The organism is Amycolatopsis sp. NPDC051372, assembly GCF_040682095.1.
Lineage (GTDB): Bacteria > Actinomycetota > Actinomycetes > Mycobacteriales > Pseudonocardiaceae > Amycolatopsis.
The window spans coordinates 150,787-165,709 of sequence record NZ_JBFBAF010000010.1; the positions used below are offsets into that span (position 1 = coordinate 150,787).

At 71.1% G+C, this 14,923-nt stretch carries 15 protein-coding genes; 6 read left to right on the top strand and 9 right to left on the bottom strand.

All coding sequences use genetic code 11. The features are described 5' to 3' along the window. Positions 1–36: 36 nt before the first annotated feature. Positions 37–825 carry a DeoR/GlpR family DNA-binding transcription regulator gene (locus AB0M56_RS17600; RefSeq protein WP_364176830.1) on the bottom strand — a complete coding sequence of 263 codons (789 nt, stop codon included), beginning with the start codon at positions 823–825 and terminating at the stop codon, positions 37–39. 165 nt (positions 826–990) lie between these two features. Here AB0M56_RS17600 and AB0M56_RS17605 point away from each other — a divergent pair, with 165 nt between their 5' ends. From AB0M56_RS17605 to AB0M56_RS17620, 4 genes are all read left to right on the top strand, one after another. Further along, the gene (locus AB0M56_RS17605; protein ID WP_220238718.1) at positions 991–1,869 is read left to right on the top strand and encodes a sugar isomerase; all 879 of its coding nucleotides are present in this window, start codon (positions 991–993) and stop codon (positions 1,867–1,869) included. After that, positions 1,869–2,714, top strand: a complete 846-nt coding sequence (locus AB0M56_RS17610) for an ROK family protein (protein ID WP_364176833.1) — start codon at positions 1,869–1,871, stop codon at positions 2,712–2,714. The genes AB0M56_RS17605 and AB0M56_RS17610 overlap by 1 nt, the downstream gene beginning before the upstream one ends. A gap of 187 nt (positions 2,715–2,901) precedes the next feature. Continuing rightward, positions 2,902–3,798 (top strand): hexose kinase, encoded by an 897-nt coding sequence (locus AB0M56_RS17615; RefSeq protein WP_364176836.1) that lies wholly within the window; start codon positions 2,902–2,904, stop codon positions 3,796–3,798. Beyond that, entirely contained in the window at positions 3,795–4,631 is an 837-nt protein-coding gene (locus tag AB0M56_RS17620; protein WP_364176839.1) for a class II fructose-bisphosphate aldolase, read from the top strand. Before AB0M56_RS17615 ends, AB0M56_RS17620 begins: the two co-directional genes overlap by 4 nt. A 191-nt stretch (positions 4,632–4,822) precedes the next feature. Here the strand turns inward: AB0M56_RS17620 and AB0M56_RS17625 are convergent, their stop codons facing one another. Continuing rightward, positions 4,823–5,680, bottom strand: coding sequence for an NAD(P)H-binding protein (locus AB0M56_RS17625; RefSeq protein ID WP_364176842.1), 858 nt, complete (start codon positions 5,678–5,680; stop codon positions 4,823–4,825). Between the two features lie 115 nt (positions 5,681–5,795). Between AB0M56_RS17625 and AB0M56_RS17630 the strand changes: the two genes are divergently transcribed. After that, the gene (locus AB0M56_RS17630; protein ID WP_364176845.1) at positions 5,796–6,719 is read left to right on the top strand and encodes an AraC family transcriptional regulator; all 924 of its coding nucleotides are present in this window, start codon (positions 5,796–5,798) and stop codon (positions 6,717–6,719) included. A 30-nt stretch (positions 6,720–6,749) separates the two neighbouring features. Here the strand turns inward: AB0M56_RS17630 and AB0M56_RS17635 are convergent, their stop codons facing one another. Further along, entirely contained in the window at positions 6,750–7,691 is a 942-nt protein-coding gene (locus AB0M56_RS17635; RefSeq protein ID WP_364176848.1) for an RNA polymerase subunit sigma-70, read from the bottom strand. Positions 7,692–7,696: 5 nt separating this feature from the next. Beyond that, positions 7,697–8,257 (bottom strand): dihydrofolate reductase family protein, encoded by a 561-nt coding sequence (locus AB0M56_RS17640; protein WP_364176851.1) that lies wholly within the window; start codon positions 8,255–8,257, stop codon positions 7,697–7,699. A gap of 96 nt (positions 8,258–8,353) precedes the next feature. Here AB0M56_RS17640 and AB0M56_RS17645 point away from each other — a divergent pair, with 96 nt between their 5' ends. Then, the gene (locus tag AB0M56_RS17645; protein ID WP_364176853.1) at positions 8,354–9,298 is read left to right on the top strand and encodes an LLM class F420-dependent oxidoreductase; all 945 of its coding nucleotides are present in this window, start codon (positions 8,354–8,356) and stop codon (positions 9,296–9,298) included. A gap of 12 nt (positions 9,299–9,310) precedes the next feature. On the opposite strand, the gene AB0M56_RS17650 is transcribed toward AB0M56_RS17645, so the two are convergent. From AB0M56_RS17650 to mptB, 5 genes are all read right to left on the bottom strand, one after another. Beyond that, a complete protein-coding gene (locus tag AB0M56_RS17650; protein WP_364176856.1) occupies positions 9,311–10,243 on the bottom strand; it encodes an acyl-CoA desaturase in 933 nt (310 codons plus the stop codon). Positions 10,244–10,361: 118 nt separating this feature from the next. Then, on the bottom strand, positions 10,362–11,339 hold the full coding sequence (locus tag AB0M56_RS17655; protein ID WP_364176858.1) for a COX15/CtaA family protein: 978 nt from the start codon (positions 11,337–11,339) through the stop codon (positions 10,362–10,364). A gap of 83 nt (positions 11,340–11,422) precedes the next feature. Further along, positions 11,423–12,205, bottom strand: a complete 783-nt coding sequence (locus AB0M56_RS17660; protein ID WP_364177071.1) for an ABC transporter permease — start codon at positions 12,203–12,205, stop codon at positions 11,423–11,425. 2 nt (positions 12,206–12,207) lie between these two features. Beyond that, entirely contained in the window at positions 12,208–13,134 is a 927-nt protein-coding gene (locus tag AB0M56_RS17665) for an ABC transporter ATP-binding protein (protein WP_364176861.1), read from the bottom strand. A gap of 6 nt (positions 13,135–13,140) precedes the next feature. Next, a complete protein-coding gene (gene mptB, locus AB0M56_RS17670; RefSeq protein WP_364177074.1) occupies positions 13,141–14,739 on the bottom strand; it encodes a polyprenol phosphomannose-dependent alpha 1,6 mannosyltransferase MptB in 1,599 nt (532 codons plus the stop codon). Positions 14,740–14,923: the final 184 nt, after the last annotated feature.

A 14,923-nucleotide genomic window follows, 5' to 3' on the forward strand; every position in this document is an offset into this window, starting at 1 on the left:
TACGTGGGCCTTGGTCAGTCCGGGGTCGGCCCGGGGTCAGCTCGCGACCACGAGCTCGACCGACGCGGCCGCCAGCTCGGAGGCGAACGAAGCGGGCACTTCGGCGTCTGTGACCAGCACGTCGATCTCCGCGAGCCGGCAGATGCGCGCGAAGGTGGACTTCATCAGCTTCGTGGCGTCGGCGACCACGATCACGCGCCGCGCGACCTGGCTGAAATGCCGGCTGACCTCGGCTTCTCCCTCGTGCAGGGTGGTGGCGCCGTACTGCGCGCTCAGCCCGTCGACGCCGAGGATCACGGTGTCGAGGGCGAACGCCGCGAGCGCGTTGGACACCAGCGAGCCGACCAGCTCGTAGGACTGGCGCCGGGCCACGCCGCCGGTGACCACGATCTTCACGTGCGCGCGCACTGACAGCTCGTAACCGATGTTCAGGGCGTTGGTCACGATGGTCAGGCCGGTTTCGCCGTCGGCGCGGATGAACCGCTCGCTCTTGCCGAGCGCCCGCGCGACCTCGGTGGTCGTGGTGCCGCCGTTGATCCCCACCGTCTCGCCGGGCCGGACCAGTTCGGCGGCGGTGCGGGCGATCGCGGTCTTGGCCTCGGCCTGGCGTGCGATCTTGTACTGGAGCGGCAGCTCGTAGCCGGCGCCGAGGGCCGCCGCGCCGCCGTGCGTGCGGGTGATGAGGCGCTGGTCGGCGAGGATCGAGAGGTCGCGGCGCGCGGTGGCGGGGGAGATGCCGAGCGTTTCACCGATCTCCGTGATCGTCACGTTCCCTCGTTCGCTCACCAGCTCGAGCAGGGCGTTGAGGCGTTGCTGGGGTGTCATCGGGCGGCTCGCGTTCGAGGTCGAGGGGTAGGACCGACTCATCCTAGAGGTCATCTCCACTGAGCCGGATGATTGAAGATGACGTATATCGCTCACTCCAATCAAGAATGATCGTCTATGCTCACCATGCGATCACGTCGATCGCCCTCGGATCGAAAGGTCTCCATGTCCGACTCCTTCGTGTCCCGTGAGCTGGCGTCCCAACCGCAGATGTGGCGCACGGCCGCCGAGCTGTTCCCTTCCGTCGCGAGCGCGCTGCCGCAGCCGGGGGAACGCGTCGCCGTCGTCGGGTGCGGCACCAGCTGGTTCATCGCCATGAGCTACGCCGTCGCGCGCGAGCAGCGCGGGCACGGCCTGACCGACGCCTTCGCCGGCTCCGAGTACCCGCGTGAGCGCCAGTACGACCGCGTGGTCGCGATCTCGCGCTCCGGCACCACGACCGAGATCGTCGACCTGCTCGGCGCGCTCGACTCGCAGCGCACGGTGCTGATCACGGCCGTGGGCGACGCGCCGGCCGCCGCGGTGGCCGACGAGGTCGTCGAACTTCCCTTCGCCGACGAGGAATCCGTGGTGCAGACGCGGTTCGCGACGACCACGCTCGCGCTGCTGCGCGCGGGGCTCGGCGACGACGTCGAAGCGCTGGCGGCGCAGGCCGAGCAGGCGCTGCAGGTGCCGATCACCGAGCTGCTCGACGCCGAGCAGGTGAGCTTCGTCGGCCGCGACGCCGCGGTGGGCCTCACGTTCGAAGCCGCGTTGAAGACCCGCGAGGCCGCGCAGTTCTGGGCGGAGTCGTACCCGGCAATGGACTACCGCCACGGCCCGATCGCGATCGCTCAGCCCGGCCGGCTCGTGTGGTCGCTCGGCGCGACGCCCGAGGGCCTGGCCGACGACATCGCCCGCACGGGCGCGACGTTCGTCCACCACGACCTCGACCCGATGGCGGCTTTGGTTGTGGTGCAACGGTTCGCCGTCGCGCTGGCCGTGCGCCGCGGGCTCGACCCCGACCACCCGCGCTCGCTCACGCGCTCGGTCATCCTCACCTGATGGCGGTGCTCGGTGTCGACGTCGGCGGCACCACGGTCAAGGCGCGCGTCACCGGCGACGACGGCGCGGTGCTCGCGCAGTGGCGTGAACCCACGCCGACGGGCGATCCGCAGGCGCTCGCGGGGCTCGTGCGCCGCGCCACCGAGTGGTACCCGGTCGACGCTGTGGGCCTCGTCGTGCCCGGCATCGTCGACGAGCGCGCGGGGCTGTGCCTGCAGGCCGTGAACCTCGGTTGGCGCGACGTTCCGGTGCGGGAGCTCGTTTCCGCTGCGGTGGACGTGCCGTTGGCGTTCGGGCAGGACGTCCGCGCCGGCGCGCTCGCAGAGGTCCGCACGGGCGCGGCGGCCGGTTCTTCGGAGCCGGTGTTGTTCGCCGCCGTCGGGACGGGTCTGGCCGGCGCTTTGGTGGTCGACGGCCGGGTGCTCGACAGCCCGTGGGCCGGCGAAATCGGCCAGGTGCTCTTGGCCGGTGGCGGACGGGTGGAGGAGGTCGCCTCGGCCTCCGCCCTCGCGCGCCACGCCGGCGCGCCCGACGCCTTTACAGTCGCCGAACGCGTCCGCGGCGGCGACGGTGCCGCCCTTACCGCTTGGCGCGAGTGCGTCCGTGTGCTGGCCGAGTCCATCGCCTGGACCACCGCCGCCGTGGGCTGCGGCACCGTCGTGGTCGGGGGCGGACTGGCCGAGGCGGGCGCCCTGCTGCTCGACCCGCTCACCCACGAGGTCGCTGCCCGCCTCGGCATCCTCCGCGCGCCGTCGGTCGTCCGCGCCCACCACGGCGACGCGGCCGCGGTCATCGGTGCGACCTTGCTGGCGCAGGACTTGCTGGCCGCGGGAGTGGCCCGATGACCGGCGTGATCGTGCTCGGTCCGGCAGCGGGAGCCACCGATCGCGTGGCTCGGCACGAGTCGGTGATCGTGCGAGCTCACCGAGGTGGCGCGGTGCCTGTCGGCTCAGGACTCGCTCGTGGTGGGCGCGCTCCCGTGCTCCGTGCGACGTTGCCGATGAAGGACTTACCGGCCGCCGGAGTGGCCCGATGATCGTCGTGGTCACGCCGAATCCGGCGGTGGACGTCACCTACCGCGTGGCGCGGCACGAGCCCGGGGAGACGAACCGGGTGCTGGAGGTTCAGCGCCGGCCCGGTGGCAAAGGGCTGAACGTCGCGCGGGTGCTGGCCGGGCTGGGGGTCGAGGTGTTGGCCCTGCTGCCGCTCGGAGGTGAGGCCGGGCGGTGGGTCGCGGGTGAACTGACTGTGCCGCATGAAGTCTCGCCGCTTGCGGGGGAGACGCGGACGACGGTGACCGTCGTGGGTGAGGGGCATCCGACCGTCTACACCGAGCCCGGGCCGGAGACGAGCGAAGCCGAGTGGGCCGCGTTCGGTGAGGTGCTCGGACGGCGGCTCGCGGGCGCGGAGCTGCTGGTCGTCTCGGGGTCGTTGCCGCGGGGGGCGCGGGCCGAGTTGCTCGGGGACTGGGTGCGGGCGGCGCACGAGGCCGGTGCCCGGGTGCTCGCCGATGTTTCCGGCCCCGCACTGGTGGCAGCGGCGAATGCCGGGGCGGATGTCGTGAAGCCGAACCTCGCGGAGCTGCTCGACGCGACGTCCACTGTGGACGAAAATGCCGGCGCCGCCGAACTGAAGCGGCGAGGCGCCGGGCTCGTGGTCGTCTCGCGTGGCGCCGAAGGGATCGCCGCGCACACACCGGACGACACCATCGAAATCCCCGCCGTCCCCGGCGTCACCGGAAACCCGACCGGAGCCGGCGACGCCGCGACCGCCGGCCTCGCGGCGGCGCTCGTCGACGGCGTCCCCCTCGTCCAAGCGCTTCGCCGCGCCGCCGCGCTCGGGGCGGCGGCCGTACTGCGCCCGGTGGCGGGCGAGGTCGATGTCGAGGCCTACCGACGTTTTCTCGAACCGAACGGAGAACCCGCATGATCACCCGCCCGGCTCTCGCCCGGATCCTCGCGTCGGCGCGTGAGCGCAACGCCGCGGTCGGCGCGTTCAACGTGATCCTGCTCGAACACGCCGAGGCCATCGCGAGCGGCGCCGAGCAGGCCGGCGTGCCCGTGGTGCTGCAGATCAGCGAGAATTGCGTGCGCTACCACGGCGGGCTGGCGCCGATCGCGCTCGCGTCGCTGGAGATCGCCAAGCGCGCGAAGGTCGAGGTGCTCGTGCACCTGGACCACATCGAGGACCAGGACCTGGTCCTCGAAGGCGTCGAGCTCGGCGTGGACAGCGTGATGTACGACGGGTCCCGTCTGCCCTACGACGAGAACGTGCGCACCACCCGCGAGATCGCCGACCTGTGCCACGCGGCGGGCATCGCCGTGGAGGCGGAGCTCGGCGAGGTCGGCGGCAAGGACGGCGTCCACGCTCCCGGCGCCCGCACCGACCCGGCCGAGGGCGCCGCGTTCGTGAAGGCCACAGGCGTCGACGCGCTGGCGGTCGCCGTCGGCACGTCGCACGCCATGGTGTCGCGCACGGCCAGCGTCGACCGCGCGCTCGTCTCGCGGCTGCGCGACGCGGTGGCGGTGCCGCTGGTGCTGCACGGATCGTCCGGCCTGTCCGACGACGAGCTGCGTGGCGCCGTCGAGAGCGGGATGACGAAGATCAACATCTCGACGCACCTGAACGGCCTGTTCACCCGCTCGCTCAAGCAGTTCCTCGACGAGCGGCCGGACGTCGTCGACCCGCGCAAGTACGTCCGCCTCGGGCGCGCGGCCGTCGAAACGGAGACCGCGCGCCTGCTGCGCCTGCTCGCGGCTTGATCCGGCCGGCCCTCATCCACGACACACGAGCCAGACGGCCTCTGCCGGTCAGGCTCAGCGGGGCATCATGGTGTGACACGAGGACCTCCGTGGCTGGTGCAGATCGTGGTGATCCACACCAAACCCGGAGGTCCTCCCTCGAACCGAGATCATCCGATCACGCGTCGCCCCGTTCCCCACCACTCCGGGCGCTACACCCGGACCTCTGCGAAGTTCTCCCGGGCGTAGTCGGCCAGGGTGCGGGGTGCGTGTCCGGTGAGCTGTTCGACGTGGTCGGTCACACCATCGCAGGCGTCCGCGCGAACGAGGACGAACAGGTGCATCATGTGGTCGATCCAGGCGTCCGGCCGGCCTGAGCGGGCAAAGTGGGCACGGTGCTGCGCCAGGTCGGCGTCGACGTGCCGGACGGGACGCCCCGACGCTTTCGCGAGCACTTCGGCGACCTCTCCGAAGGTCAGCGACTCCGGGCCGGTGAGGTCGTAAGCCCGGCCGTGGTGGCCGTCGGTCGTCAGGACCGTGACCGCCGCATCGGCCACGTCCCGGGTGTCGACGAAACTCGCGCGGTGGCCGCCGCTGCCCGCGTACAGCTCGTCATCTTCGCGGATCGCCCTCGCGTAGACGGCCTCGTCTTCGTCGAAGTTCTGCATCAGCCAGTTGGGCCGCAGGATGGTCCAGTCGCGACCCGACTCCCGTACCGCCTGCTCGACCCGTGCGCGGTTGCCCGCGGCGGGCCCCTTGTCGACGCCGAACGCCGACATGAGCACCACGTGCCGCGCGCGCGGCGCCGCGGCGATCAGGCTCGCAATCGTGCCCGCCGCGTCGTCGTCGCTGTCGAGGCCCTTGAGGAACAAGGCATCCGCGTCGGCGACCGAAGTGTCCCAAGTGGACCTGTCGGACCAGTTGAACAGGGTGGGCGTGAGGTGACCCGTTGCCGCGCCCGGATGGCGGCTCGCTGCGCGCACGTCGAGCCCGGCGGCGGTGAGCGCCTCGGTCACGCGCTTGCCCGCCTTACCGGTGGCGCCTTCCACCCATACCGTCTTCGCGATCATCTGCGGCTCCTTTCATCCGGTCTCCGAGGATCAAAGTAGAGCGAGGAGACGAGACGAGTAATGGCTGAGAAGCGCGAACCTTTGTCTCATCGTCTCCGCGTTGTAGAGTTCCGTTGTGGACGTGCTGGGGGACATCCTGACCGCGATGCGGGTAGGTCAGCCGGTCGCCGCGCTCACCGAGGTGCACTCACCGTGGGGGCTGCGTTTCGACCACGTCATGGGGGCCGCTTTCCACGTGGTGCTCCAGGGCACCTGCCTGCTGACTCCGCTCTCCGACGGCGATTTCGCCCCCCGGGAACTGGGCCCCGGCGACGCGGTGCTGCTCGGGCGTGGCGCCGCGCACGCGATGAGCTCCGCTCAGGACGTGCCCCTCACGGCTTTCACGCCGGTCCGCGGCACTGCGGGAGCCCCCTTCGGACGCTTCGAGCTACCCGGGCCCGGCGCCCGGTCGACGATCGTGTGCGGCGCCTACAAGCTCGTGCGCAGCCGGCCGCACCCGCTACTGCGGGACTTGCCCGAAGTCGTGCACCTGTCCACCCTGCGCGGCAGGAATCCTGGGCTGCGCGCGATGGTGGAGCTCCTGGACACGGAATTGCGCGACGCTCCGCCGGGTGCCGCCGTCGTGGCGCCGTCGCTGGTCGATGCGTTGCTGGTGTATCTGCTGCGAGCGTGGCTGCACGAATCCGCCGCCACGACCAGCTGGGCGGCGGCTTTGAGCGATCCGCCCACAGCGCGGGCGCTCGCGGCCATGCACGCCGAACCGGCTGAGGCGTGGACCGTCGAGCAGCTCGCCGGCCTCGCCGGCCTGTCGCGGGCGGCGTTCGCACGCCGGTTCACCGAGGTGGTCGGTGAACCGCCGCTGACCTACCTCACACGGTGGCGGATGGACACCGCGGCCCGGCTGCTCCGCGGCACCGACAAGACCCTCGCGCAGGTCGCCTCAGCGGTCGGATACGGCTCCGCGTTCGCCTTCGCCAAGGCGTTCCGGCGGGAGTTCGCGACCACGCCCGGCGGATACCGGACCGGCGCGGCTCAGTGATCACCTGCCGTCGTCGGCCCGCCGCAGCCGTCACGGGAGCTGCGTGAGGTCCTCGGGGAAGCCCGCGGCGCCCACCAGGCCCGGGTCGAGGAACGTCGTGATCGACACCAGGTGCGTGGCGTCGACGGTCAGCAATGCCAGCCCGAACGGCCGGAACGGCGCGGCGGTGTGGTCGCGGTGGTAGGCCGCCGCGGCCGGCTGTCCGTTGGCGACGGTCGGGAACATCCGGTACAGGCCAGGCTCGGTGAGCACGTGCTCCCCGAGGAACGGCACGCACAGCCGTTTCCCGGACAGCGAAAGACCGGACGGGATGACCTCGAGGGTCGCGTCGTCGCGCAGCAGCCGCGTCAGCGCCCCGATGTCGGCGGTTTCGAAGGCCGCGATGTAGGAGTCGAGGATGCGTCGCGCTTCGACCGAATCCGGCTCGACGACGGCCTCCGGCGACGGCGACAGTTCGTCGAGCCGGGCCCGGGCGCGCTGGAGCGCGCTCTTTACCGCGGGCACGCTCGTGCCGAGGACCTCGGCTATCTCCGAGGCCGGCATCGCCAGCACCTCCCTCAGCATGAACGCGGCGCGCTGGCGCGGAGGCAGGTACTGCAGACCCGCGACCAGCGCGAGCCGCAGCGTCGACCGTTGTTCGGCGATGTGGGCGGGGTCCGCGGGCAACGGATCGAGCCACAGGACGTCGGCTGTCGCCAGTGGAACGTCGGGGTCCTCGCCGGGGACACCGAGACCGGCCGGCAGCACTCGGCGCCCTCTGCCCTGCAACGTCGTCAAGCACACGTTCATGGCGATCCGGTACAGCCACGTCCGTACCGAGGAGCGGCCTTCGAACGCGTCTCGGCTGCGCCAGGCCCGCAGGCAGGTTTCCTGCACGAGGTCTTCGGCTTCGTGCACCGAGCCCGTCATCCGGTAGCACAGTGCCATCAGCTCCGGTCGGAAGCTCTCCAGTTCGTCCCACGTATCCGACAAGTCCGTCAACCTCGCGCCGGTCGGTAGCGCAACGACACCAGGCCCGGATCGGCCCCGGGCTCCGCGCTGAGGAGCTCCCATACGCTGCCAGTGCCACCGGGGCGGGCGAAGGTGTCACCATCGGGGACGATGACCGGCACGACGGTCAGGGCCAGCTCGTCGATCAGCCCGGCCGCTGTCAGCGTCTGGCCGAACCGGCCGTGACCGCAGACGATCAAGTCCCCACCTGCTTCCCGCTTCAGCGCGGCGACGGCGTCGACGACATCGTCGTCGATCACCGCGGTGTTCGTCCATCGAGGTTGCCGCAGGGATGAGGAGAACACGTATTTGCGCATGGCGTTGAGGTGTGCGGCGTACTCGCCCGGCGTCGCCGGCCACTGCCGGGAGAAGATGTCGTAGGTCCGCCTGCCCATCAGCATGGCCTCGTAGCCACGGAGCGCGGCCAGCGACGCGGCCGCGCTACCCGGGCCGAAGTAGGGCCCCGCCCACTTCAGCGGCTCGCTGATCACACCGTTGAGCGACACGAGCGTGCTGAGCACCAGTCGCCGCGGGGTTTGCCTCGTCATGGGGAGTTGGACCCGGCACGGGCCGAAAAGGAATCGGTCCGGCCGGTGGGTGCCGCGCGACGATTCCTTCGCGGGGCGCCGGCGGTCCAAGAGACCATGAAAATCAGCTACTACCTGCCCACCGGGACGACCCACGAGTTCGCGGGCCACACGAACCCGGTCACCGCGTTCGACAAGCTGCTCGAGCTGGCCCAGGTCGCCGACGCGGCCGGTTTCGCGACCATCTGGGCTCCGGACCACTTCATCCCGTTCGGCCCTTCGGGGTCGTACGTGTTCGAAGCCTGGACTACGTTGGCGGCGCTGGCCCGCGAGACCGGCACCGCGCGGCTCGGTCAGCTCGTCACCGGCAACGGCTACCGCAATCCCGCTCTCCTGGCGAAGATGGCCTCGAACCTCGACGTCGTCTCCGGCGGACGGCTGACCTTCGGCATCGGAGCCGGCTGGTACGAAGACGAGTACCGGGCGTTCGGCTACGACTTCCCCGGCGCGGGAGAACGCCTTCGGCGGCTGGAAGAGGCGCTGCAGATCATCAAGGAACTGTGGACCGGGAAACCCGCGACCTTCACCGGCCGGTACTTCACGACCGACTCCGCAGTGAATTCGCCGACGGGCGTCCAGCTCCCCCACCCACCTGTGATGATCGCCGGGGGCGGGGAGAAAGTGACGCTCCGCCTGGTCGCGCTGTACGGCGATCTCTGCAACGTGCAGGAACCACCCGAACAGGTGCGCCGCAAGTACGGGATCCTCGCTCGCCACTGCGACACGGTGGGACGTGATTTCTCGGCGATCACGAAGACATCGACGACGTACTGCATCATCGCGGACACCGACGAGGAAGCCCGCGCCGCCGTGCCGGCGTGGGCGCCGCTGGTGTTCCCCGGCGACCTGGCCGCGTACGGGCTCGTCGGCACCATCAACACGATCCGCGAGCGGCTCGACGGCTACCGCGACGCCGGGGTCGACGAGCTGATCGTCGGCTTCGGGAACGCGCTCGACGCAGAAACTCTGCGCACCTTCGCGGATGAGTTCATCGTGAACTGAGCCGGTGCGGTACTAGGCGGGCTGCTTTCGCTTGGCGGCCAAGCGATCGGCTCGGGGCCATCGCACGTCGGTGGCCCAGCCGAAGCGCTCGAACAGCCAGATCACGCGCGCCGACACGTCGACCTGGCCGCGCAGCACGCCGTGGCGCGCGCAGGTCGGGTCGGCGTGGTGCGAGTTGTGCCACGACTCGCCCATCGACAGGATCGCGAGCGGCCAGAAGTTGGCGGCCTTGTCGCGGCTGGCGAAGGGGCGTTCACCGATCAGATGGCACACGGAGTTGACCGACCAGGTCACGTGGTGCAGCAACGCGATACGCACCAGGCCCGCCCAGAAGAACGCCGTGACGGCGCCCCACCACGACCAGGTGATCAGCCCGCCCAGCGCGGCCGGCAGGGCGACGCTGAGCGCGATCCACAGCGCGAAGAAGCGGTTCACCAGCCGCAGGTCGCGGTCGCCGACGAGATCCGGGGCGAAGCGGTCGGCGTTGGTCACCTCGCGCTTGAACATCCAGCCCATATGCGCGTGCCAGAACCCGCGCAGCAGCGCCGCGGGCGACGTGCCGAACAGCCACGGCGAGTGCGGATCGCCCTCGCGGTCGGCGAACGCGTGGTGGCGGCGGTGGCTCGCGACCCAGAAGATCACCGAACCCTGCACCGCCATGCTCCCCGACACGGCCAGCGCGATCCGCAGCGCGCGTGGCGCCTTGAACGCGCCGTGCGTGAAATACCGGTGGTACCCGACGGTCACGCCGAGCGTGCCGAACGTGTAGAAGACCACGAACAGCGCCGCGTCGACCCAGCTGAGCCCCCAGCCCCACAACAGCGGAACGGCGGCGACCAGTGCCACGAACGGCACCAGCAGGAAAGTCTTGAGCACGACCATCTCCGCCGGACCCCGGCGTCCGGAGATCAACGGCTTCACGGTGCTGGACTGGACGGACGTCATGAGCGTCACCTCGCGGCGCTTCGGATGGCGATTCCGAGCCGAAGAGTAGGTGCCCGTTCTGTCCGCTGCGCCGACGGCGAGCCGACGGAGAGTTACGAAGGCGTGGCCGTCCGGGGCGTCAGCCCGCCGGGGTGAGTTCGCGGTCCGTCGGAGGCGCCGGTTCCAGCGACACCACCGGGCCGCGGTCTCGGGTGCCGGTCCACAGCGCCGCCGTGACGACGATGACCAGGGCCGAGCCGAGCACGTGGAACGACACCATCGCCTCGGGGACGCCGAGCGCGTACTGCACGGTCCCCAGCACGCCCTGCGCGAGCGCGACCGCCCAGACCCACGCGTAGCGCTGCCACACGCTCTTCGGCGCGCCCACGCGCAGCAGCTGCAGGCCGAAGACCGCGAGGACCACGAGGTAGACGATCAGGAGTCCGCTGTGGACCTGGGCGAGCTTCTCGATGGGGACGTCGAGGCGGTGGGTGTGGATGTCGCCGCCGTGGGGGCCGGCGCCGGTGACGGTCGTGCCGGCGATGAGGACGGCCCACATCAGCACCGTCAGCAGCACCAGCACCTTGCGGCCCAGTGGCGGCACGATCGGGCGCGCGGGTTCGTCGCCCTCGCGGAACGCGCGCAGCAGCAGCACGGCGAGCCAGATCAACGGCGTGGAAGCGAGGAAGTGGATCGCGACCGTCCACCACTCCAGCTTCGCCAGCACGGTGATGCCTCCGAGCACGGCCTGCAGCACGACGCCGCCCGGCATCGTCCAGGCCAGCACCAGCAGCCGCTTGCGGCTCGGGTGGTCGATGAGGATGCGCCACGCCGTGAGCACCGCCAAGGCGGCCACGACGATGACCGCGCCCGTCAGCATGCGGTTCGAGAACTCGATCCACTGGTTGACCGCGTGGATCCCGGGGTGCTGCACCGGCACGAGACTGCCGGGCACGCACTGCGGCCACGTCGGGCAGCCGAGGCCCGAACCCGTCACCCGCACCACGGACCCCGTGACGCCGATGCCGCCCATCGCCACCACGGCGGCGATCCCGACGGCTCGTTGCACGCCGACGGAGGGATAGGGCAAGCGGGCGATCAAACTGCGAAGAGGCACGGGGGAATCGTACTCGCGCGCAATTCCGCGCTTTCCCACCGCATGCACGGCGACGCTTTTCTCACACCCGTTTCACGCCGCACTCAGGTGAGTTTTGTGGTCCGTGTCGCGATAAGTCCGGACACGATCGCCCACACGGCGAGCACCGCCATCGGCCCGACGGCGAAGTGACCGTCCACCAGCGCCGCGCGCATGCCTTCCGCGAGCGCGCCCGAGGGCAGCAGCGAGACGACCACGCCGAGGCCCGCCGGCAAAGCCGAAGGCGCCAGCAGGATCCCGCCGGCGAGCAGCAGCACGAACCACACGATGTTGGCCAGCGCCAGCACCGCTTCGGCCCGAAGGGCGCCGCCGAGCAGCACGCCCAGTGCGCCGAATGCGGCCGTGCCCAGCACCAGCAGCACGATCGCCGACGCGATTCCGGCACCCGAGGGCGACCAGCCCAGGAACGCCGCCACCACGCCGATCACGATCGACTGCAGCACGACCACCACGAGCGCCGCGACCACGCGCCCGGCCACGAGGAGCCAGCGCGGCAGCGCGGTGGCCGAAAGCCGTTTGAGCACGCCGTAGCGCCGGTCGAAGCCGAGCGCGATGGCCTGCCCCGTGAACGCCGACGACATCACGGCCAGCGCGAGGATCCGCGGTGTGATCCAGTCCACTTTGGACGTCGAGCCGAGCTGGCTCGCGGGCAGGATGTCCAGCAGGCTCAGGCCGATGAGCAGCGCGAGCGGGATGATCAGCGTGAGCAGCAGCTGTTCGCCGTGGCGCAACGTCAAAGCGGCCTCGATGCGCGCGTGCGTGCGCAGCATTCGGCCCAGTGGGCCGCGGCCCGGCGCGGGGGTGAAGGTGCCTTCCGGGAACGTCATGCTCACGCTCGCAGCTCCCGTCCGGTCAGCTCGAGGAAAACCTCTTCCAGCGTGCGCCGCCCCACCTGCAGCTGTTCGGGCAGCACGCCCTGTTGCGCACACCACGACGTGACGGTCGACACCACCTGCGGATCCACCGCGCCTTCCACGAGGTACGAACCGGGCGAGGACTCGCTCACGCGATAGCCCTCCGGCAGCGCCGCCGTGAGCAGCGACAGGTCCAGCCGCGTGCGCGCGCGGAACCGCAGCTGCGCGGCGTCGCCCGCTTCCAGCGTCAACGCGTGGGGCGAGCCCTGGACCACGACCTTGCCGTGGTCCACGATCACGACCTGGTCGGCGAGCGCTTCCGCTTCTTCCATCAGGTGCGTGGTGAGCAGCACGCTCACGCCGTCGCTGCGCAGCGCGGCCAGCAGCTCCCACACCAGGCGCCGCGCCTGTGGGTCCATGCCCGCGGTCGGTTCGTCGAGGAACACGAGCTCGGGCCGCCCGACGAGCGCGCACGCCAGCGAAAGCCGTTGCTGCTGCCCGCCGGAGAGGCGTTTGAACGGGGTGCGCTTGGCGCCGGCCAGCCCGAGCACGTCGAGCAGCCACGCGGGGTCGAGCGGGTTCGCCGCGCACGACGCGACCAAGCCGAGCATTTCGGCGGCGTGCACACCCGGGTAGGCGCCGCCGCCCTGCGGCATGATGCCGACGCGCGGGCGCAGCCGGGCGCTGTTTTTCACGGGATCGAGGCCGAGGACCCGGACTTTTCCGGCGTCAGGCTTGCGAAACCCTTCGCAGATCTCCACCGTGGTCGTCTTGCCCGCGCCGTTGGGCCCGAGCAAGGCCAGCAGGCAGCCACGCTCCATCCGCAGGTCGAGCCCGTCGACCGCGGTGGTGGAGCCGTAGCTTTTCACCAGGCCGGTGATCTCGACCGCTGGGTTGTCCACAACGAATTACGATACGACGTCCACCACGGCGGGCCGTTCCGGGGACGTCCTGGAGAGCAGGAGCGGCGAAAGCCGGTACACCCACGCGAGCCCGCCGAGCGTCACGAGCACGGCCGCGCCGTAGGCCCACGGCAGGATGTAGGCGTGGCCGTCGAACGTGCTCCCGGTGGGCGGCAGCAGGAACGGCAGCCCGGCGCTGATCACGGTCGCGGCCACGCGGAACCGCGACGTGCCCGCCGCCGCGGCGAGGGGAATCACGGCCCACAGCACGTACCACGGCTGCAGGTTGATCTGCAGGATCATCGCGGCGCCGAGCGCCACCCCGAGCCCGATGATGGGCCGGTAGCGCCACTTGAAGCTGGCCCACAGGAACTTGACGGTGACGAACGCCGTCACCAGGTAGCCGAGCGCGCCGATGATGGGCACCAGCGCGTCGGTGTGGTTGCCGAGCCCCAGCGCGATGCCGAGCACCCCGGTGAGGTTCGCCAGCTCGGCGGTGGGGGAGATCCACGAGCGCACGAGGCCGGGGGTGCCGAGCGCGCCGATCCAGCCGAAGCCCAGACCCGTGCCGTAGGAGACCACGACGAGCACCGCACCGAACAGCAGCGCCATCGGCACGCCGGCCCGCACGAGGTCCTTGATGCTCCCGTGCCAGCGCCGCGCCACCATCACCGCGAAGAACGGCAACGCGAGCAGTGCGGGCACCTTGACCGCGGCTCCGAGCGTGATGATCGCTACACCGAGCGCGATGCACAGCAGCTCACCCTTTGCCATCGGCGGCGGGGAGTCGCCCTTGACGCGCACCGGCAGCCGCCGGATGCCGACCTCCAGCCCGGCGACCATCAGCCCGATGGCCAGCGCGTCGTTGTGGGCGCCGGCGATGAAGTGGAAGATCAGCAGGGGATTGGCTGCGCCCAGCCACAGCGCCGTCACCGGTTGAACGCCGAAGCGGCGCGCCAGCCGCGGCACCGCCCACACGATGAGGACCACGCCGACGAGCGCCAGGCCGCGCTGCAGCAGCACGCCCGTCACGATGTTGGTGCCGCCGATCGGCGCGAGCCAGCCGCCCAGGCGCAGCAGCAGCGGCCCGTACGGCGCCGGCGTCTCGCGCCACATGTTGGCCACGCCCGCGGTGAGCGGGTCGGCCACGCCGAGCGCCTGGGCCGGGCCCAGGGTGTAGGGGTCCATCCCGCGGTGCACGATCTCGCTCTGCGCGAGGTAGCTGTAGACGTCCCGGGAGAACAGGGGCGGGATGAGCAGCAGCGGCGCCACCCACATCGCGATCGTTCGGGCCAGCTGGCCCTGGCTGGCCAGGCGGGCGCTCGCGGGCCGGGCGAAGCGGCCGAGCATCAGCCAGCTCAGCACGAGGATGCCCATGCCGGAGAACGCGATGGCGAGCGAGACGGTGGGGATGCGGGTGAACAGGCGCAGCACCGGCAGGTCCTGCACCGGGTTGATCACGGGCGCCGCGCCGGCGCCGAGCGAACCGAGCGCGAGGAACAGCGAGCCGACCGTGCCGAACCGCCGGACGATGTCGAGGCCGCGGTGTTCGGCCTGGTCGAGCGGCTGCGGCTCGCGCGGGAGGACGGGCGAAGGTGGCGCCACGGCCGTCGCCGTGTCGCCGGGTGTGCCCACTTCCGGGTCCCGCTGCACGGGTTGCTCGCCGACTGCCACGTCAGGAAGGGTATCGAGTCCCTCCGGCCGTGACGCGGGTCACTGCCGGACACCCCGCCTTTGCCCCTGCGCCGGAAATAAGACACACTTGTGTTGTGAAAAAGAACGGGACGCC

Excerpts from the sequence above, each read along its gene's own strand:
- AB0M56_RS17640 (WP_364176851.1), bottom strand. The coding sequence starts at position 8,257 with ATGACGAGGCAAACCCCGCGGCGACTGGTGCTCAGCACGCTCGTGTCG.
- AB0M56_RS17605 (WP_220238718.1), top strand. The coding sequence starts at position 991 with ATGTCCGACTCCTTCGTGTCCCGTGAGCTGGCGTCCCAACCGCAGATG.
- AB0M56_RS17615 (WP_364176836.1), top strand. The coding sequence starts at position 2,902 with ATGATCGTCGTGGTCACGCCGAATCCGGCGGTGGACGTCACCTACCGC.
- AB0M56_RS17620 (WP_364176839.1), top strand. The coding sequence starts at position 3,795 with ATGATCACCCGCCCGGCTCTCGCCCGGATCCTCGCGTCGGCGCGTGAG.
- AB0M56_RS17600 (WP_364176830.1), bottom strand. The coding sequence starts at position 825 with ATGACACCCCAGCAACGCCTCAACGCCCTGCTCGAGCTGGTGAGCGAA.
- AB0M56_RS17610 (WP_364176833.1), top strand. The coding sequence starts at position 1,869 with ATGGCGGTGCTCGGTGTCGACGTCGGCGGCACCACGGTCAAGGCGCGC.
- AB0M56_RS17625 (WP_364176842.1), bottom strand. The coding sequence starts at position 5,680 with ATGATCGCGAAGACGGTATGGGTGGAAGGCGCCACCGGTAAGGCGGGC.
- AB0M56_RS17660 (WP_364177071.1), bottom strand. The coding sequence starts at position 12,205 with ATGACGTTCCCGGAAGGCACCTTCACCCCCGCGCCGGGCCGCGGCCCA.
- AB0M56_RS17645 (WP_364176853.1), top strand. The coding sequence starts at position 8,354 with ATGAAAATCAGCTACTACCTGCCCACCGGGACGACCCACGAGTTCGCG.
- AB0M56_RS17650 (WP_364176856.1), bottom strand. The coding sequence starts at position 10,243 with ATGACGTCCGTCCAGTCCAGCACCGTGAAGCCGTTGATCTCCGGACGC.